Consider the following 19,932-nt stretch of genomic DNA (forward strand, 5'->3'; position numbering starts at 1 on the left):
TGACGGCTTGTTTCTTTTACCCAGTCTCAATCAACAGCCCTATAATATAATAAGGTGTAATCAAGACCGCTTCTTGTACTACTTGTCTGTTTATGTGAAATCTTTCAAAGAACTCTTTTCTTTTGTCGCTTGGGAGAAGTGTATTTCTCAAAAGCGAGTGCAAAAGTACAAACTATTTTCCAAACACGCAAGAGTTTCGACGAAAAAGTTTGAAAATTAACAGTTATTTAACAGTTAGGGTAAAGAATAAGAGACTTTCCTGCCCCACTCTCATTATATTATACACACGGGAGCGCGAGCTGCGCGTGTGCGGGCGCACAGGCGAAGGGAAACATGATGTTTTCAATAAACAAAGCCTTACATTCTGACTCTCCGAAACCTGCCGAAGACTTACAACGAATATTCATGCAGTATATTCATGCAGTAATTGCCGAAAAACGAGTTCCCAACTGCAAAACCATATCGCCCCAACTGGAAAAATATTTTTTCACAACTGGGAAATTATTTTCTCACAGTTAAGTACAACTTAACCGCGAATAAATATACAGAAGCTTTCCTGCCACTGTTTTCCGGATATTATTGCTGAGAGTTCATAAAACATTCCTGATTAAGCCAAATCCGCAAGGCAAAGACTTGCCTCGCCTATCAAGGCCAATTCTGGTCATCTATTAAGACCGAACTCGGTCGTCTATTAAGACCAAGCCCAGCCATCTATTAAGACCAAGCCCGGTCGTCTATTATGACCGAAGCCAGCCATCTATTAAGACCAAGCCCGGTCGTCTATTATGACCGAAGCCAGCCATCATTGAGAATCGGGCCAAATTCTCACAAGACAAAGAAAGAAGGACAAGAACTTCAACAAGCGCCGAACAATATTTTTTCGCAATAAAAATTGTTATATGGAAAAAACTTTGTATCTTCGCAGACGGAAAACAACAAAATATTAAAACACAAAGATATGGACGTAAAAGGAATCTACACCGCAGCTGCCAATCGCTACGCAGACGCAGATGCTCTCTACAAGAGATGCGGCAAGAGCGGAGTCTTGCTGCCTAAAATCAGTTTGGGATTCTGGCACAACTTCGGAGGCGTCGACCCTTACGAGCGAAGCCGTGCCATCACACACTATGCTTTCGACCACGGCATTACCCATTTCGACCTTGCCAACAATTACGGCCCTCCCTACGGAAGTGCAGAAGAAACCATGGGCCGACTGATGCAGGATGACTTCCGTCCCTATCGCGACGAACTCTTCATTGCCACCAAAGCCGGATACGACATGTGGGAAGGGCCTTACGGCAACTGGGGTTCGCGCAAGTATCTGACGGCCAGCCTCAACCAAAGCCTCAAGCGCATGAACCTCGACTACGTGGACCTCTTCTACAGCCATCGTTACGACCCCAACACGCCACTCGAGGAAACCCTCCAGGCGATGGTCGATATCGTGAGACAAGGCAAGGCGCTCTACTTAGGCATCAGCCGCTGGCCTTTGGAAGCCTTGAAGTTTGCCGACAAATATCTGAAGGAGCACGATTGTCCGCTGCTCATCTATCAAGACAAACTCAACATGCTGAACAAGGAGCCACAGGAGCAGGGCACTCTCGACTACTGTGCCGAGAACGGCATCGGCTTCATCTCCTTCTCGCCTTTGGCACAAGGACTTCTCACCGACCGTTATCTGAAAGGAATCCCTCAGGACAGCCGCATGGCAAAGGAACACTTCCTGAAGCACAGCGCTCTGACGCCAGAACTGCTGGAGCAGTTGAAGAAGTGGAACGACGAGGCAGCCTCAGAGGGCGAAACTCTGGCCGAAAAAGCTTTGGCATGGATACTGAAACAGAAAGGCGTAACCAGCGTACTGGTAGGAGCCAGCTCTGTAGAACAACTGGAAAAGAACATGAAGTGCGTGCATGCTAAATAACAGAGCAGCAGGGCAAAACCGAGCATTTCTGCCCTCCAACTTCATACAGTTGTCCATAAAAAAATGGCTTTTTATTTTGTAGTGTGACAAAATTAAGGTAATTTTGCAACTTGAACGGAGCTACACCTTAATATATAGGAGCCAGCCCCTCGCAAGACATCAGAAACAAAAGAAAAAGGAAACAAAATAAACAAGATAAAAAACAATGGAATACAACTTCAGAGAGATCGAGAAGAAATGGCATCAGAAATGGGTCGAGAACAAGACCTATAAGGTTGTCGAGGATGAAAACAAAAAGAAATTCTATGTGCTCAACATGTTCCCCTATCCATCGGGAGCAGGCTTGCATGTAGGCCATCCCCTGGGCTATATAGCCAGCGACATCTATGCCCGCTACAAGCGCCTGAACGGATTCAACGTGCTTGACCCAATGGGTTACGACGCATACGGTTTGCCAGCCGAGCAGTATGCCATCCAGACCGGTCAGCATCCAGAGATAACTACCGTGGCCAACATCAACCGCTACCGCGAGCAGCTCGACAAGATAGGTTTCTGCTTCGATTGGGACCGTGAGGTTCGTACCTGCGATCCAAAGTATTACCATTGGACTCAGTGGGCTTTCCAGAAGATGTTCGACTCATTCTTCTGCAACAGCTGCCAGAAGGCTCAGCCCATCGAGAAGCTCATCAAGCGCTTCGAGGAAAAAGGCTCAGAGGGCTTGAATGTGGCTCAGAATGAGCAGCTCGACTTCACCGCCGAGGAATGGAACAGCTACGACGACGTGAAGAAGCAGCAGATACTGATGAACTACCGCATCGCCTACCTCGGCGAGACGATGGTGAACTGGTGTCCAGGACTGGGCACAGTACTTGCCAATGACGAGGTAGTAAACGGCGTGAGCGAGCGAGGCGGCTATCCCGTCATCCAGAAAAAAATGCAGCAGTGGTGCCTGAGAACATCAGCCTACTCTCAGCGCCTGCTCGACGGTCTGAACACCATCGACTGGAGCGACAGCATCAAGGAGACACAGAAGAACTGGATAGGCCGTTCCGAGGGTACTGAGGTGGAATTCTCAGTAAAAGACAGCGACGTGAAGTTCACCATCTTCACCACCCGCGCCGACACCATGTTTGGCGTAACCTTCATGGTTCTGGCTCCAGAAAGCGAGTATGTTCAGCAGGTGACTACTGCCGAGCAGAAGGAAGAGGTAGAAAAGTATCTCGACTACGTAAAGAAGCGCACCGAGCTCGACCGAATGGCCAACCATAGCGTAACAGGTGTATTCTCAGGAAGTTACGCTATCAACCCCTTCACCGGCGAGGCAATCCCAGTATGGATTTCCGAGTATGTATTGGCAGGATATGGCACAGGAGCCATCATGGCAGTGCCAGCTCACGACAGCCGCGACTATGCTTTCGCCAAGCACTTCAACCTGCCTATCATTCCTCTTATCGAGGGTGCTGATGTTTCAGAGGAGAGCTTCGATGCCAAGGAAGGCATCGTAACCAACTCGCCAGTGGCAGGCAAGAGTAGCATGGACGGATTCTCTCTGAACGGACTCACCGTGAAGGAAGCCATCGCAGCTACCAAGAAGTTTGTTACCGAGAAAGGAATCGGTAGAGTGAAGGTAAACTATCGTCTTCGCGACGCCATCTTCTCACGTCAGCGCTACTGGGGTGAGCCATTCCCAGTATATTACAAGGACGGAATGCCACAGATGGTTCCAGAGGAGTGCCTGCCACTCGAATTGCCAGAGATTGAGACCTACAAGCCAACCGAGACTGGCGAGCCACCATTGGGCAGAGCCAAGAAGTGGGCTTGGGATGCAGAGAAGAAAGAGGTGGTTGACAAGAGTCTCGTAGATAACAAGACCGTATTCCCACTGGAGCTCAACACCATGCCAGGCTTCGCAGGCTCTTCGGCTTACTACCTGCGCTATATGGATCCACACAACGACCAGGCCCTCGTAAGCAAAGAAGCCGACGAGTACTGGCAGAACGTAGACCTCTATGTAGGTGGTTGCGAGCATGCTACCGGCCACTTGATTTACTCTCGTTTCTGGAACAAGTTCCTCTTCGACCTCGGCGTAAGCTGCAAGGAAGAGCCATTCCAGAAGCTGGTGAACCAGGGAATGATTCAGGGTCGCTCAAACTTCGTTTACCGCATCAACAGCGACGACCACGACAAGGCTCCTGTATTCGTAAGCCTGAATCTGAAGAAGGATTACGACGTAACTCCAATCCACGTAGACGTCAACATCGTAAGCAATGACATTCTGGATATCGAGGCCTTCAAGGCCTGGCGCCCAGAGTATCAGAACGCAGAGTTCATTCTGGAAGATGGCAAGTACATCTGCGGCTGGGCGATCGAGAAGATGTCTAAGAGCATGTTCAACGTGGTGAATCCAGATATGATTGTCGAGAAGTATGGTGCCGACACCCTGCGTCTCTATGAAATGTTCCTGGGTCCTGTAGAGGCAAGTAAGCCTTGGGATACCAACGGTATCGACGGTTGCCACCGCTTCCTGAAGAAGTTCTGGGGTCTGTTCTACGAGAACCGCACCGACAACTTCCTGCCATCAGCCGACGAGGCAGCGAAGCCAGAGAGCCTGAAGAGCGTACACAAGCTCATCAAGAAGGTAAGCGAGGATATCGAGAAGTTCTCTTACAACACCTCTATCTCAGCCTTCATGATTGCCGTGAACGAATTGGGTCAGCAGAAGTGTCACAACAAGGAACTCCTGACAGATCTCGTCATCCTCATCGCTCCATTCGCTCCACACATCGCAGAAGAGTTGTGGGAAGCACTCGGCGAACAGGGAAGCGTATGCGACGCAGCATGGCCAAAGTATGATGAGCAGTATCTGAAGGAGAACGATATGCAGCTCACCATTTCCTTCAATGGTAAAGCTCGTTTCCAGATGACTTTCCCTGTGGATGCCAACAACGAGGAAATACAGAAACAAGTATTGGCCGACGAAAAGAGCCAGAAGTACCTGGAAGGATTCAACGTACTGAAGGTTATCGTCGTACCCAAGAAGATTGTCAACGTCGTATTGAAAAAGTAATATGCAAATAGCAATCAGTCCAAAAATAAAAAATGAGTTCAAGGATTATTTTTACATAACCCTTGGACTCATGTTGTATACATTCGGATGGACTCTCTTCCTGTTACCTTACCAAATCGTGACAGGAGGTGTCACCGGTGTCGCTGCCGTCATCTACTACGGAACAGGCATCCCCATCTACTTTTCTTATTTTATTATCAATGCCATTCTGTTGGTAGCAGCGCTGAAGATATTGGGACTTAAGTTCATGGTGAAAACCATCTACGCCATCGGCATGCTCTCGGTACTGTTGGCTTTGGCACAAGACTCCCTGATGGGTCCTCATGGCGAGTTGATACAGATATTAGGACCAGGACAGGACTTCATGTCGCTCATCATCGGTTGCTGCTTCACGGGTCTATCGCTTGCCATCGTATTCTTGCACAATGGTAGCACAGGAGGCACCGACATCATAGCAGCCATCGTCAACAAGTATCACAACATCTCGTTGGGACGAGTGCTCATCTTCGTCGACCTGGTAATTGTAGGCAGTTCATTCTTCGTCTTCAATGCCAAGCCCGACTTCACGACGATAGATGCCGTTAGAAAGGTGGTATTCGGCCTCTGTACGATGGTGATAGAGAATTTGGTACTCGACTATGTGATGAACGCCCAGCGAGAGAGTGTGCAGTTCATGATATTCAGCAAGAAATATCAGGAGATAGCCAATGCCATCGGCACACAGATGGATCATGGCGTAACAATCCTCGACGGCCATGGCTGGTACACAGGCGACGAGATGAAGGTGCTCTGTATTCTGGCCAAGAAGAACGAGAGTGTAACCATCTTCCGCATCGTCAAAATCATCGACCCTAACGCCTTCGTAAGCCAAAGCTCCGTCATCGGTGTCTATGGAGAAGGATTCGACGAGATGAAAGTGAAGATCAAAGAGAAAGATATTCAAAAGATAAAGTAATTGAAAAGTTTGGTGTTTAGAGTTTATGCCTATCTGCTAAGTAAATAAACATTAAACACTAAACATTAAACACTAATAGAAATGAAAATAGTTTTTGCAACCAACAATCAGCACAAACTACAAGAAATACGCGACATCTTAGGCAGCCAATACGAAGTAGTATCGCTGAAAGAGATAGGCTGTGAAGCAGACATTCCCGAAACAGGCAGCACCTTAGAGGAGAATGCCCTGCAGAAGGCTCAATACATATACGACCATTACCACGTCAGTTGCTTTGCCGACGACACAGGACTGGAAGTAGAGGCCTTAGACGGAGCACCGGGAGTTCACAGTGCCCGATATGCAGAAGGAACCGACCACGACAGCGAGGCCAACATGTCAAAACTCCTGCGCGAACTCAATGGAAAAGAGAACCGCAAAGCCCGTTTCCGTACCGTCATCTGCTATATAGAGAAGCAGGATGTGTGTCCTTGTGGCTGTACCAGCATCAAGAAGATCCACCAGTTCGAGGGTATAGTAAACGGCAGCATCGCCACTGAGAAACACGGCACAGAAGGTTTCGGTTACGACCCTATCTTCGTACCGGAAGGCTACAACAAGAGTTTTGCTGAATTGGGCGAAGAAATCAAGAACGGCATCAGCCACAGAGCAAGAGCCGTGGCTAAGTTGGCAGAATACTTGAAGAAGAGATAAGGTCACCCTGCGGAATAAATACAACAGACGATAACAAGAAATGATTAGAACCCTCAACTCCTTGCGATTCATTCTTATCTTAATGATAGTGATGTCGCATGCCACACTTCCCATCTCCCAAGCTTGCAACGACTACTTAGGAGAATATGCTGTGGTCATATTTTTCATCATCAGCGGATTCGTATTATCACTGAGCTATGGTGAAAGATTAGTGAAAGAAGAGATGAGCAATAAAAAATTCTTTCTTTCACGCATCTTCAAACTTTATCCGCTCCACCTGTTGGTTATAGCTATCATAATACCCTTGGACAACCGATTGGGGCTTCTCGGTCCTTGGTATCAGACCGTAGCTCACACGTTCTTACTACAGTGTTGGATACCTATCCATGAATTCATGGGAGGTCTCAATGGACCTACGTGGTTTCTATCCGACCTGATTATCTACTATTTCCTTTTCAAGTATCTATACCGATGGTTAATGCAAAGAAAAAAAGCATTACCACTGGTAATCTTTATTATCTACATGATGGCATATATCGCCCTAACAATGATAATAAAAGAAGACAAATCGGCTGACTATATTTACGCAGCTCCACCCTTTCGCATGATAGACTTCTGTTTGGGCATCTTACTCTATCGATTCTATCGTTCAGAAAAGGGGAAACAAGTTTATGCGCTCATCACCACCCAACTTGGTACATGGCAGGCACATATAGCAGATATAGCCATCGTCCTCTTGTCGGCAGGGATGTATTACCTTTCTATCTATACTAATCCCAACTTCCGTTGTGCTGCCCTTTATTGGTTGCCAGCTGTCGTAAGCATTTTCTATTTCGTAGCTTCCGATCAGGGCAAGGGATGGCTCACCCGCCTATTCCATCAAAAGGCATTATTATGGCTGGGTAGCATCAGTTTTGAGATATTCATATGTCACAGCCTTTGCTTTCGTATCGTGCAAAGCATCTTCATAAGGATGTTCGGTATTGATAACCCCTATTGGGAGTACAAGTTAATAATAGCATTGACCCTCACCATCCTCACATCATGGATGGCAAAGAAATTTCTGGTAACACCCTGTAGTAATTACCTCAAAAAATACATCAAATGATCAACTCGCTATCGATTTTGATTCCTACATATAATAATGTATGCTTTGAACTTGTAAAGAACCTACAAGCTCAAGCAGCAGTATTATCTTCGGCGTCTGAATTCGAATATGAAATCATCGTTGCCGATGATGGTTCTACCGATAAAACTACCATAGAACAAAATCGAGAAATCAACGATTTGGAAAATAGTAGATATGTCGAGAGAAAAGAGAATGTAGGAAGGGCTATTATTCGTAATTTCTTGGCACAAGAGGCAAAACACCCCTGGCTGCTGTTTATTGATAGCAATATGAATGTCATTAACAACCAATATCTTGCAAAATACCAAAAAGAACAAGAATGCGATGTCATTTACGGAGGCTATCAAGTAAGAAGAAATCTAAAAACCAAGAAACACAATCTGCGATATATCTTCGAATGTAAAGCTCTGCAAAACGGAGATTATAAACAACGTCAAAAGAATCCATACAGCGACTTTCATACCTCCAACTTCATCATCAAACGCAGCATCATGTTGCAACATCCGTTAGATGAACGCTTTCGCCAATATGGATACGAAGACGTACTCTTCGGTAAAACATTAAAAAACAATCACATAAAGATTAAGCATATTGACAATCCATTAGGTTATGAACATTTTATAGAAAACTGGAGTTTTGTAATCAAGACAGAAGAAAGTCTCCGCACGCTTTATCAGTTCAGAGAGGAGTTGCAAGGTTATTCCAAAATCATCGCTTACGAGAAAAAGTTACATCGTTGGCATCTTGCCAATCTATGTAAAAAGCTGTACCCGCTGCTCAGCCTACCAATAAAAACACGATTAACAGGCAATAAACCAAGTATTTTTTGGTTTAATATATATAAATTAATGTATTACGTACATTTGGAGTCTTGATAATAAGAAACCCCAATAAAGAACTTTGTTCTTATGATAAAAAAAATATATTATACGCTCACGCTTCTTTTGTTTGTATTCATATCTCATCAAGCAAAAGCAGCCATCGGTGATTGGAAAGCCTATATGGCATATCATGACGTGCAAGAAGTAGAACAAGCAGGAAACCTGATCTTTGTACAGGCTTCCAATAGCCTTTATGTCTATAACAAAAACGACCAAAGTATTCAAACATTCAGTAAAACAGACTATCTGAGCGATTGTGATATCCAACATATCGGTTACAATAATTCTGCCAAGAGACTGCTTATCCTCTACAACAACTCCAACATCGACTTGATGAATGTCAGTAACTTTGAGGTAACCAATCTCTCTGATTACAACACCGCCTCAACCACAGGCGATAAAGCCGTAAACGACATCTATATGTATGGCAAATACGCCTACATGAGCAATGGTTTTGGCATTATAAAAATAAACATAGCAGATGGAGAAGTCAGCGACACTTACAATCTGGGATTCAAAGTAAATTGGTGCGAAATAAAAAATAATCGTATCTATGCATACAGCGAAACAAATGGTCAATATAGTGCTCTTCTCTCCCAAAATCTACTCGACAAGAACAACTGGAGTAAGGTAGGAAACTACGCTGCTAAAACTCAAGAGGATAAAAGCGAACTCAAGCAACTTGTCAGTACACTAAATCCAGGCGGACCAAAGTATAATTATTTCTGGGGTATGCGATTCGTTGATAATCTACTCTACACATGCGGAGGAGGCTTCGGCCACGTCATTGATGCAAATCGCCCTGGAACAATCCAGATTTTAAATGGTGAAGACTGGCAAATCTATGATGATAACATTAGCAAAAAGACGGGACTATCCTATATCGATATCAATAGTGTAGATGTAGACCCCAAAGATGCAAGCCATGTATTTGCAGGTGCGAGAAATGGTCTCTATGAATTCAAAGATGGAAATTTTATCAAGTTTTATAATTCAGATAACAGTCTTATTACTTCTTTCAATAATGAAAGCAAAAGCTATCAAATCATTGGTAGTATTAAGTTTGATCAAGAAGGCAACCTATGGATGGTGAATTGCCAGTCACCAGCCAACCAGTCGCTAATAGAATTTTCAAAGGAAGAACAATGGGTATCGCATCATAAAACAGAACTATATAGAGACCAAATGTCTTTAGGTTCTATGGAGTGCCTCACATTTGATAGCAGTGGATTACTCTGGTTTGTCAATAACCATCCAACATATCCTGCACTTGTGTGTTACCAAATATCTACAGATGGAATCAAGGTGTACCATTCATTCATCAACCAAGATGGAACAAAGATAGAACCTTATTATGTAAGATATTTAGCTGAAGACAAAAATCACGATATATGGGTAGGCACCTCTTTGGGTCCGTTGCTGTTACAGAGAAAAGAGATAACATCAGACTCACCTGTCTTTGTTCAAGTAAAAATACCTCGTAATGATGGAACTAATTTTGCTGATTATCTCTTAAACGGAATTGACATCACCTGTATTGCTGTCGATGGCGGAAACAGAAAGTGGTTTGGAACCATAGGAAACGGAGTTTATGCTATCAGCGATGACTGTATGACGCAAATTCATCACTTTACTACCACCAATAGTAAGTTACTATCCAATAACATTGAGTCTATTGCTGTTAATGAGAAGACAGGAGAAGTCTTTTTTGGTACAGACAAAGGTCTCTGTTCATACATGAGCGAAGCTGGTAGTATCAATAGTGAGATGACAAAAGACAACGTCTGGGCTTACCCGAATCCCGTTAAACCAGATTACACTGGCCTTATTACCATCACAGGACTATCCTTCGATGCTGACATCAAAATCGTAACCTCCAATGGTATCTTAGTAAACCAAGGCAGAAGCACAGGTGGTACTTATACTTGGAATGCCAAAGACCAAAAAGGGAAAAGAGTTGCAAGTGGTATCTATATGGTAGAAACGGCGACCAACGACGGAAGCAAAGGAACAGTCTGCAAAATAGCCATTATTAATTAAAAAAAAAGAGTATTGGTGACTCAACAAAGAAAACATTGGATAGATTTACTTCGAGGTATTTGCATGATAGCTATACTCCTCGATCATACAGAGCTTTACTACACAGGTTTGAATATCATTGATTACAACATCTATGTAGTAAACGCTCTTACCCTCTTTTTTATCATCTCTGGATACTTGATATATAAAGAATCAAAATTTGACTTCAAGAACAAAATCAAATCCATCGCTAAAACCTTACTTTTACCTTATCTTATCTTCTCATTTCTCATTTCCCTATCCAAAGCATGGGTATATAACAACAGCATCAACCTGATAGAAATATGCACACAAATCGCCTATGGTCAATCTTCGTGGTTTGTTGCCACTCTCATTCTTTCTGAGAGTATTTTTGCATTAGTCTTATGGATGAGTCGTGAAAACATAATAGCCATAGCCATGACAGGAATAATAGGATTCATTCTCTCCATCAGCTTATCTCAGGGTAATCAACCCTATATATGGCAACTCGATAACAGTATGCAAGCCTTACTTTTTCTCTGTATTGGCTATACTTACCATCGATATGAGAAAGTATTCAACCCTATAAACCATCCTATATATATAGCCTTGTTGCTGATACTGCTTGTCTGCATAAAAATAGCCGAACAGGTCATAGAGGTAAATATGATGATATGGTATATCGACATCAATAACTATGCGTTCTTCTTATTGGATGCCTTAATATGTAGTTTATGCTTTATACATCTATGCAAGAGACTACCAGTTTGTAAATATATAGAATGGACTGGAGAACATTCACTTGTCTATTACTTCCTTTGTGGAGGAGTACCCCTCATTGTCAGTAAACTCCTGACGAAGGTAGGATTAGTATATCAAGGAAACTATTTATACGTGATGACTGCATTCGTGACTGTATATATCGTAACCACAATCATAACATGGTTGATTTATAGATACTTACCATTTATGGTGGGCAAATCAAACAAAAATATCATAAAAGCCTAACAATCTGATAGGCAACACATATTGACTTATGAAAACTTCTATATCACAAACAATCAGTATTTTGCGTTTTCCGCTTTGCGTGGTTATCGTCATGATACACTCTAATATCGCTCTATATAATGCATCTGCCAACCAATTTACCTCTATCCACATCTTATCCAATTACATTATCGGTGATATCTGCTTTTACTCATTGGCTTTATTCTTCTTTATCTCTGGCTTTTTGCTATTTCGTGAAGGAAATTTCAACTTAGATATTTTTAAAAATAAGATAATTCATAGAGTATATAGCCTGCTTATTCCATATATTTTATGGAATCTCATCTGCTTTATAATGATTTTCATATTACAACAGATAAAACCTAATATAAATCTGCTTCTACATAAACAAATTGCGGATTTTAGAATACAAGATTTTATCTTGATTTTTTGGAATATCAGAGAGGTTACAGGTTGTCAAACAGACCAAGTAGGCCCTTTGGTTGGTCAATTTTGGTTTATCCAGTGTCTACTTGTTTACACGCTGTTGGCACCTATTATTTGGTATGCTACCCAAAAGCTAAGAATGATATTTGTAATCGCACTGGGAGCTATCGCATTGAGCGGAATGATTCCTGAAGTTCCAGGCTTCAATGACTATTATTTATACTTCTTTATATTTGGTGCTTATTTCTCCATCAATCATTCCAGTTGGGTGTTATCTCAGAAAAGTTTGATAGGATTCATGGTAGCCTACGGAGTGCTTTTCTCTATAAGAATCGTGTACCAATCGGACATTAAAATCATAGAAGAAACCCTATTCATTTTCATCATACTCAATGTTGTACACTTATTAACAAAAAACAAACAACAAGGAAGTATTGCACAATATCTTTCAGGTACAAGTTTCTTTGTTTTTGCCATCCACCGATACTTTACATCTATCGGGCTCAATCTATGTTCAAAAATAGATTTCCAGAATGGTTACATGCCTATATTGTGCTTTTTGGCAATATCTTTCTGCTCCGTCATGTGTTCTGTATTAGTCTATTGGGGTATGGATAGATTTTTTCATAAAGCCTTGTTGGTCTTGAATGGCAAAAGAATTTAATCAAGGAATCTCCCTATAATCCAGACTATCTCTATGCTTCAATATGGCGTATTTAAAAGTATTGAAAGTGCTCAATCAGGAACTGTGATTAGAATTGATTGCTATTAATTTCCAACTATTTTGTCATAATCACGCTCGTTTCGTATAATTCTCTTTCTATTGACATTATACATTCCATTCAATATATCATATTTAGGAAAGTACCAAGGGGTATGAATCCCAGCAATATGCAGCAGCAACTGAGCAAGTGCATCTGTCATACCAGGTCTGGTACTGCCATCCTGAATCTGTTTCCATAAAGTTTGATGATTAGTTCGATAAATAGAAGAACTCCATATCCAAAAAGGAATATCAAATTGCTGACAAATATCATTTTTATCCCAAGTAAGGCTTCTCCCCCACTCTTTAGAATGATCAAAAACTCGTTCACCATGGTCTGGTACAAATATTATGACAGCATCCTTATTCTCATATAATTTGATAATAGAATCAATCACAAAATCATTGTAAACGATGGCATTATCATAATCTGCTAATATCTGCTTATCTTCCTCAGAAATATCTGTACGGGAATAGTCTTTTGAAGAAAATATAGAATAATTACGTGGATAACGCTGACTAAAATCTACATGTAGTCCTAAGAAATGGAAAATATCTAATGTATAAGGTTCGGTTCCAATATCCAAACGCTTATAATCATCCACTAAAGATAGGTCATAATCGTGATTTTGTGAATTACGACTATCAAACATCTTTTGACTTGTCTTCGGATTGTTAAAAAATGCATTCTCTGTAAAAGCATTAAAAACCTCATTTCCTATCACATATTGGTTACTCATAAATGCCGTATGATAACCTGCTTTTCTAAATAACAAAGGAAATGGTGGAGCTGAAGCCCATGTCCCATCTTGACCAACACATTGTGTTGAAAACATATTTTTAAAGGACTCGCATGTTGTGTTCCAAGAACTTATCATATTCTTAAAAACAACCATTTCTCCATTCTTCCATCTTGTATGTTGAAATGGAGTTGTATTTTTATCATATCCATACAAAGTACTATGATGCCTATTATAGCTTTCGCCAATAATAACGACAATGTGGGGAGAAGTATAATCAACAGCATCAACATAAGCCTTATCCATACTTTTTTCAAATTGTCTTATCTCTCTTTGTAATCTATGGGTTTCCGAGACAGAATAGGCTAAACGATAAATAGGAAGATAGAAGTTAGTTTTTTGAGAAAAGTCTTTAACTTTCTGAGTTTCCAATTCACTATACTGCCGAATAATACGATAGTACATATATTCTTTATTTTCAAAACTCGATATTCCACTAAAAACAGCTAATAGTAAAACGCATACAAAAACCGACTTCTTTATTTTGATACTTTTGAAAAAAAACAATCGAGATGTATAGCAGCTCATTCTTTTTTTATGAGAAATAAGATAAATTCCTAATAAAAATTGAACAAACACCAAACTTAGGGGAGAACACACCATTTTCCAATCTAAATAGTTTACCAAAGCCTCTGTTGCTTCACGAGTATTACTTTGCAATGCCAATTGTAATAATATTGGGGTTATAGGCATGCCTAAACGTACATAACATGCCATATCTATAATAGATAAAAGATAAAAAACAAAAACTGATATAAGCCTAATGTAATATCTATATTTATTAGAAAACAAAAAAACAAATAAACTATATATATACAAGTCAAAAAAAAGTTCAAAAGTCATCCAAAAGCGACTTCCATTCCATAGTTCAAATATGATACTGGTTAACCCTAACAAATACATCAAAAAGAAAAATAAAATATTTTCTTTTTGAAAAGGTCTAAAAAGAAATCCTATGATTTTATGAACTAACAATTTACTCATTTTTACTACAAAGGTAGTACAAAAAGTCGATATTTCAAAATATAACAATATACTTTTAAAGAAAAGTTAATATATTTGTCTTCTCTCAATGATTTTCAGTAACTTTGTAGGCATGAAACTAAGCATCATCATACCAGTCTATCACACGCAAGACACGCTGCCAAGATGTCTTGACAGCATCTTGCAACAATCATTCACCGACTATGAGATGATTCTCGTAGACGATGGATCGACTGATACGTGCCCGAGAATTTGTGATGAATATGCAGCAAGAAATAAGAATATCGTAGTTATCCACAAGGAAAACGGAGGATTGAGCGATGCACGCAATGCTGGAATTCTACAAGCCAAAGGAGAATATATTACTTTCATAGACAGCGATGATACGATAGCAGAAGACACTCTTTCACTCGTCATAGAAAAAATAATCACGTATCCTGAAACAGATATCTTAGAATATCCAGTAATGGAAAGGTTAGGAAACAGTTCCAAAGAACATTTACTGCTTTTTAAAGAAATAGAATATCAAGATGCCATTGACTATTGGCTGGAAGAGAAAGCATACAAACACACTTATGCCTGGAATAAGATATATAAACGTGCTTTATTTGAACATATATGCTTTCCTAAAGGAAAAAATTTCGAGGATGTCCTGACTGTCCCATATCTCATAGGCCTTCTGCCATATCATGGGAGTTTCGTTACTCCTAACATCAGAACTACAAACGTTGGTTGCTATGAATATCGGTGGAATGCCAAAGGCATCACGGCAAATGCAACATACAAGGATTTATACAATCTGTATGATGGTCATACCCAAAGTCTTCAAGCCATTATGAACAAAATCGGGAGTCAAGAGAAACAGATCCAGAAATATAGCCTTTCTCTGCAAATTTTCATGACACAAATTCTTAATGTCTTGCTCGACCTCTATGAGTTATCGGGACAATACGAAAATAATCCACCAGTTATCCACCATGTTGAAAAACTTGGTAAATCGGTGAAAATCAAAGTTTTTAAACTAAGATTACTTAACATTATAGGTTATCATAACCTATGCAGACTTAACAAATTCGTACACAGATTATATAGAAGAAAATAATATGATTGCAAATACACAAATACCTTTAGTAAGTTTCATCATCACAACTTACAACCTGCCATTAGAATATCTTGTGGAATGTCTGAAAAGCATCCTGCAACTCTCTCTCAACTCAAGAGAAAGAGAAATCATTCTGGTAGACGACGGAAGCGATATTTCGCTCATCAACGATTTAGTGGAATACCAAGATGACATTATCTATATACGTCAACGTAACCAAGGTCTGTCTATTGCAAGAAACACCGGACTGCAAAATGCTTCTGGCAAATATATCCAGTTTGTCGACGGAGATGACTGTCTTATCCAGGTAGGGTACGAGCATTGTCTGGATCTCTTACGCTATCACAATCCTGATATTGTACATTTCACTTCTTCAAATAAAACATTTGATAAAGAAGTTCCTTATCAGTATTCTGAACCCATAAGTGGCAGTGCTTATCTATACAACAACAATCTTCGGGCTGCAGCTTGGTGTTATACCTTCAAGAGAGATCTCTTGCAGCAACAACGTTTCACTCCTGGTATTCTGCATGAGGATGAGGAGTTTACTCCTATACTTTTTTTAAAGGCAGAGCGCATCATAACAACAGATACAAAAGCTTACTATTATCGTGAGAGAGAAGACTCTATTATGCATAAAACAGAAGATAAGCGTCATTATCTCAAACGACTGGCCGATACGGAGAAGGTAATTTTCCAACTACAAGAGAAATCAAATTATCTTTCAGAACCAGAGCGTATCGCTCTCAACCGACGAATAGCCCAACTCACCATGGACTATCTGTACAATACTATCGTATTGGCAAAGAACTACAAACATTTAGAAAAAAATATCAAGAGATTGCATGATAAAGGATTGTTTCCGCTTCCTGATAAAAAATACACGAAGAAATATCAGATATTTGCAAAAGCCATCAATAACAAGATTACCAGAAAAATCCTATTCTACACTCTTTTAAAATTGAAATAAGAGAAAGCCAATGATGAAAATTCTTCTTTTGGGCGAATATAGTAATGTGCATGCCACGCTTGCTGACGGACTTCGCAAGCTGGGGCATCAGGTAACCGTGCTTTCTAATGGTGACTTCTGGAAAAATTATCCACGAGACATCGACCTGGTACGAAAACCAGGGAAGAAGGGAGGTATTATCTATTTAGCCAAGTTGCTGAAGGTCTTGCCCAAACTGCGCGGATACGACATTGTGCAACTCATCAATCCAATGTTCTTAGAATTGAAGGCTGAACGCATATTCCCCATCTATCGTTACCTTCGCCGGCACAACAAGAAAATCATCCTTGGCGGATTCGGTATGGACTATTATTGGGTCAATGTATGCTGCAAAGACAAGCCTCTGAGATACAGCGACTTCAACATCGGAAACCAACTACGTACCAATGCTGACGCCTTGAGAGAAAGAAAAGACTGGATAGGAACAGAAAAGGAACGCCTCAACAAGATGATAGCAAAGGACTGCGACGGAATCGTTACCGGCCTGTATGAATATTGGGTATGCTATAAGCCTTCTTTTCCAGATAAAACAACATTTATTCCCTTCCCCATCCGACCTTACGCCCAGCAGGCAGATATCAAAGGTCAGACACCCGATAAAGTAAAACTTTTCATCGGCATCAACAAGAACAGAAGTGAATACAAGGGAACCGACATTATGCTGAAAGCTGCACAAGATATAGCTGAGAAATACCCTGAAAAGGTGGAACTCCGCATAGCAGAAAGCGTTCCCTTTGCCGAATATATTGAGATGATGAACGGTAGCGATGCCATCCTCGATCAATTATACAGCTACACACCTTCCATGAATCCTCTGGAGGCCATGGCAAGAGGAATCATCTGTATAGGAGGAGGAGAACCCGAAAACTACGAGATTCTGCACGAGGAACATCTGCGCCCCATCATCAATGTACTGCCCAATTATGAAAGTGTTTACCAGCAGTTGGAACACTTCATCGAGAATCCCCAACTGATTCCTGAACTCAAAAGACAGGGTATAGAATACATTAGCCACCATCACGACTATGTGAAGGTGGCTAAAGAATATGAAGCTTTTTATCAAAAAATACTCGCTTAACAGGTCTTTCCGTTATCGCCTTATGCCTGTATCTTCTTTGCTCTTCTGAAGCTGGAGGCGATGCTCCATACACCGAGAAGAATAAGAGGAATGCTGAGAATCTGTCCCATATCCATAGGCAGACCAGCCTCGAAGGCTACCTGAATCTCCTTCGTGTATTCGATGAAGAAACGGAAGGTAAAGATAAGAGTAAGACACAGACCAAAATAAAGACCAGAGCCTACGCTCTTAGGCCCCTTCTTCTTGTAGATAAAGAAGATAAGGAGGAAGATGATGAGATAGGCTATAGCCTCGTAGAGCTGTCCTGGATGGCGGGGATATTGGTCTTCCTTGACAAAAATGAAAGCCCATGGCACATCGGTCACCTTGCCGATAATCTCGGAATTCATCAGGTTGCCGATGCGGATAAAGGCGGCAGCTATGCCCGAGCAAATGCCCATATTGTCGAGCACTACCCATCCTTTTACCTTCAAGTTACGGCAATAGAGCCAAATGGCTACAAACAAACCAATCACTCCTCCGTGGCTGGCCAATCCCTCATAGCCAGTAAACTTCCAACTGCCGTCAGGAAGATGGTGCATAGGAATCAGCATCTCTACAACATGATCCCACTGACTGAGAAAATACTCTGGCTGATAGAAAAGGCAATGCCCCAAACGTGCACCTGCCAATATACCGATAAATATATAGATGAAAAGTGGTTCAAACTTCTCATCGCCTATCTTCTGCTGTCTGTAAAGGCGCTGCATCAGCAGATAACCCAACAGCAAGCCTACAAGCCAGCAAGTGGCATAGTAACGCAATGCTATCGGACCCAAATGAAACAGAATGGGATCTGGATCCCAAACAATATAATTGAGCAGATTAGCCATCATTTCTATATTATAATAGGAGTGGTGAAAAACGCGCAGGGTTAATCACCACACATTATACATTATATTATTATACATTGAATCTGAAGTGCATGATGTCGCCATCCTGCACAACATACTCTTTTCCTTCGATACCGAGCTTGCCTGCCTCACGTACAGCAGCCTCAGAGCCATACTTGATATAGTCGTCGTACTTGATCACCTCGGCACGAATAAATCCTTTCTCGAAATCGGTGTGAATTACACCCGCACACTGTGGAGCTTTCCAGCCCTTGTGATAGGTCCAGGCCTTCACCTCCATTTCGCCGGCTGTGATGAATGTCTCCAGATTCAGCAGGGCATAAGCCTTCTTGATGAGACGGTTCACGCCACTCTCCTCCAGACCGAGCTCCTCCAAGAACATCAACTTGTCCTCGTAAGTTTCGAGCGATGCGATGTCTTCCTCTGTCTTGGCTGCGATAACCATGCACTCGGCGCCTTCCTCCTTGGCCATCTCCTCTACTCTCTTGCTGTACTCATTACCGGTCTTGGCCGAAGCCTCATCCACATTGGCAACATAGAGAACTGGTTTGGTTGTGAGAAGGAAGAGGTCGTGAGCCACTTTCTGCTCCTCTTTGCTCTCGAAAGTCACGGCACGGGCATTCTTTCCCTGCTCCAACACTTCCTTATAAGCTTCGAGCACAGCCACCATCACCTTGGCATCCTTGTTTCCTGCTGCTGCAGTTTTCTGCTGCTTGGAAAGCTGAGACTCAATAGTTTCCAAGTCCTTGAGCTGCAACTCGGTATCGATGATACTCTTGTCCTCTAATGGATCTACGGCAGCACCACCTTCACGAACAATATTGTCATCGTCAAAACAACGTACAACATGGATGATAGCATCACACTCACGAATATTTCCCAAGAATTTATTTCCAAGGCCCTCACCCTTGCTGGCACCTTTTACCAATCCTGCGATGTCTACAATCTCGCATGTAGCAGGAACGATACGACCTGGATGAACTATCTCTGCCAATTTGTTAAGGCGCTCATCGGGTACGGTGATGACGCCCAAGTTTGGTTCGATAGTACAGAAAGGGAAGTTGGCTGCCTGTGCCTTTGCACTCGACAGACAGTTGAACAATGTGGATTTTCCTACATTAGGAAGACCCACAATACCACATTTTAATGCCATTTTATCTTTAAACGTTTAAATTTCTTCGTG

16 protein-coding genes are annotated in these 19,932 nt (G+C 41.7%); 13 read left to right on the plus strand and 3 right to left on the minus strand.

Going from position 1 to position 19,932, the window contains the following annotated elements; translation table 11 throughout:
* From P3T48_RS12975 to P3T48_RS13020, 10 genes are all read left to right on the plus strand, one after another.
* Positions 1-220 (plus strand): hypothetical protein (locus tag P3T48_RS12975; RefSeq protein WP_276506954.1); only part of this gene is annotated, 220 nt, incomplete at its 5' end.
* 738 nt (positions 221-958) lie between these two features.
* A complete protein-coding gene (locus P3T48_RS12980; RefSeq protein ID WP_158463815.1) occupies positions 959-1,921 on the plus strand; it encodes an aldo/keto reductase in 963 nt (320 codons plus the stop codon).
* 205 nt (positions 1,922-2,126) lie between these two features.
* Positions 2,127-4,988, plus strand: a complete 2,862-nt coding sequence (leuS, locus tag P3T48_RS12985; protein ID WP_276506955.1) for a leucine--tRNA ligase — start codon at positions 2,127-2,129, stop codon at positions 4,986-4,988.
* A 1-nt stretch (position 4,989) separates the two neighbouring features.
* On the plus strand, positions 4,990-5,943 hold the full coding sequence (locus P3T48_RS12990) for a YitT family protein (RefSeq protein WP_158463813.1): 954 nt from the start codon (positions 4,990-4,992) through the stop codon (positions 5,941-5,943).
* Between the two features lie 81 nt (positions 5,944-6,024).
* Complete coding sequence (locus tag P3T48_RS12995; protein ID WP_276506956.1) at positions 6,025-6,636, plus strand: non-canonical purine NTP diphosphatase; 612 nt, start codon at positions 6,025-6,027, stop codon at positions 6,634-6,636.
* Between the two features lie 40 nt (positions 6,637-6,676).
* Positions 6,677-7,744: an acyltransferase family protein gene (locus P3T48_RS13000; protein WP_276506957.1), complete on the plus strand. Its 1,068-nt coding sequence runs from the start codon at positions 6,677-6,679 to the stop codon at positions 7,742-7,744.
* A complete protein-coding gene (locus P3T48_RS13005) occupies positions 7,741-8,640 on the plus strand; it encodes a glycosyltransferase family 2 protein (RefSeq protein ID WP_276506958.1) in 900 nt (299 codons plus the stop codon). Before P3T48_RS13000 ends, P3T48_RS13005 begins: the two co-directional genes overlap by 4 nt.
* 33 nt (positions 8,641-8,673) lie before the next feature.
* On the plus strand, positions 8,674-10,686 hold the full coding sequence (gene porZ, locus P3T48_RS13010; RefSeq protein ID WP_276506959.1) for a type IX secretion system anionic LPS delivery protein PorZ: 2,013 nt from the start codon (positions 8,674-8,676) through the stop codon (positions 10,684-10,686).
* A 15-nt stretch (positions 10,687-10,701) separates the two neighbouring features.
* Positions 10,702-11,694: an acyltransferase family protein gene (locus tag P3T48_RS13015; protein ID WP_276506960.1), complete on the plus strand. Its 993-nt coding sequence runs from the start codon at positions 10,702-10,704 to the stop codon at positions 11,692-11,694.
* 28 nt (positions 11,695-11,722) lie between these two features.
* Positions 11,723-12,784: an acyltransferase family protein gene (locus tag P3T48_RS13020; protein ID WP_276506961.1), complete on the plus strand. Its 1,062-nt coding sequence runs from the start codon at positions 11,723-11,725 to the stop codon at positions 12,782-12,784.
* 104 nt (positions 12,785-12,888) lie between these two features.
* Here P3T48_RS13020 and P3T48_RS13025 read toward each other — a convergent pair whose 3' ends face one another.
* Positions 12,889-14,667: a phosphoethanolamine transferase gene (locus P3T48_RS13025; RefSeq protein ID WP_276506962.1), complete on the minus strand. Its 1,779-nt coding sequence runs from the start codon at positions 14,665-14,667 to the stop codon at positions 12,889-12,891.
* Positions 14,668-14,779: 112 nt separating this feature from the next.
* On the opposite strand from P3T48_RS13025, the gene P3T48_RS13030 reads away from it, so the two are divergent.
* From P3T48_RS13030 to P3T48_RS13040, 3 genes are read left to right on the plus strand one after another with little or no spacing between them, the layout of a single operon-like run.
* Entirely contained in the window at positions 14,780-15,769 is a 990-nt protein-coding gene (locus P3T48_RS13030) for a glycosyltransferase family 2 protein (RefSeq protein WP_276506963.1), read from the plus strand.
* A 1-nt stretch (position 15,770) separates the two neighbouring features.
* Positions 15,771-16,739 carry a glycosyltransferase gene (locus P3T48_RS13035; protein WP_276506964.1) on the plus strand — a complete coding sequence of 323 codons (969 nt, stop codon included), beginning with the start codon at positions 15,771-15,773 and terminating at the stop codon, positions 16,737-16,739.
* 13 nt (positions 16,740-16,752) lie between these two features.
* Positions 16,753-17,856, plus strand: a complete 1,104-nt coding sequence (locus P3T48_RS13040) for a glycosyltransferase family protein (RefSeq protein ID WP_276506981.1) — start codon at positions 16,753-16,755, stop codon at positions 17,854-17,856.
* A gap of 20 nt (positions 17,857-17,876) precedes the next feature.
* Here P3T48_RS13040 and lgt read toward each other — a convergent pair whose 3' ends face one another.
* Positions 17,877-18,731: a prolipoprotein diacylglyceryl transferase gene (lgt, locus tag P3T48_RS13045; protein WP_276506965.1), complete on the minus strand. Its 855-nt coding sequence runs from the start codon at positions 18,729-18,731 to the stop codon at positions 17,877-17,879.
* A 67-nt stretch (positions 18,732-18,798) separates the two neighbouring features.
* Positions 18,799-19,902, minus strand: coding sequence for a redox-regulated ATPase YchF (gene ychF, locus P3T48_RS13050; RefSeq protein WP_022251595.1), 1,104 nt, complete (start codon positions 19,900-19,902; stop codon positions 18,799-18,801).
* Between the last annotated feature and the right edge of the window lie 30 nt (positions 19,903-19,932).

Origin of the sequence: Segatella intestinalis (assembly GCF_029348455.1) — a bacterium.
In the GTDB taxonomy this organism is placed as follows: Bacteria; Bacteroidota; Bacteroidia; order Bacteroidales; family Bacteroidaceae; genus Prevotella.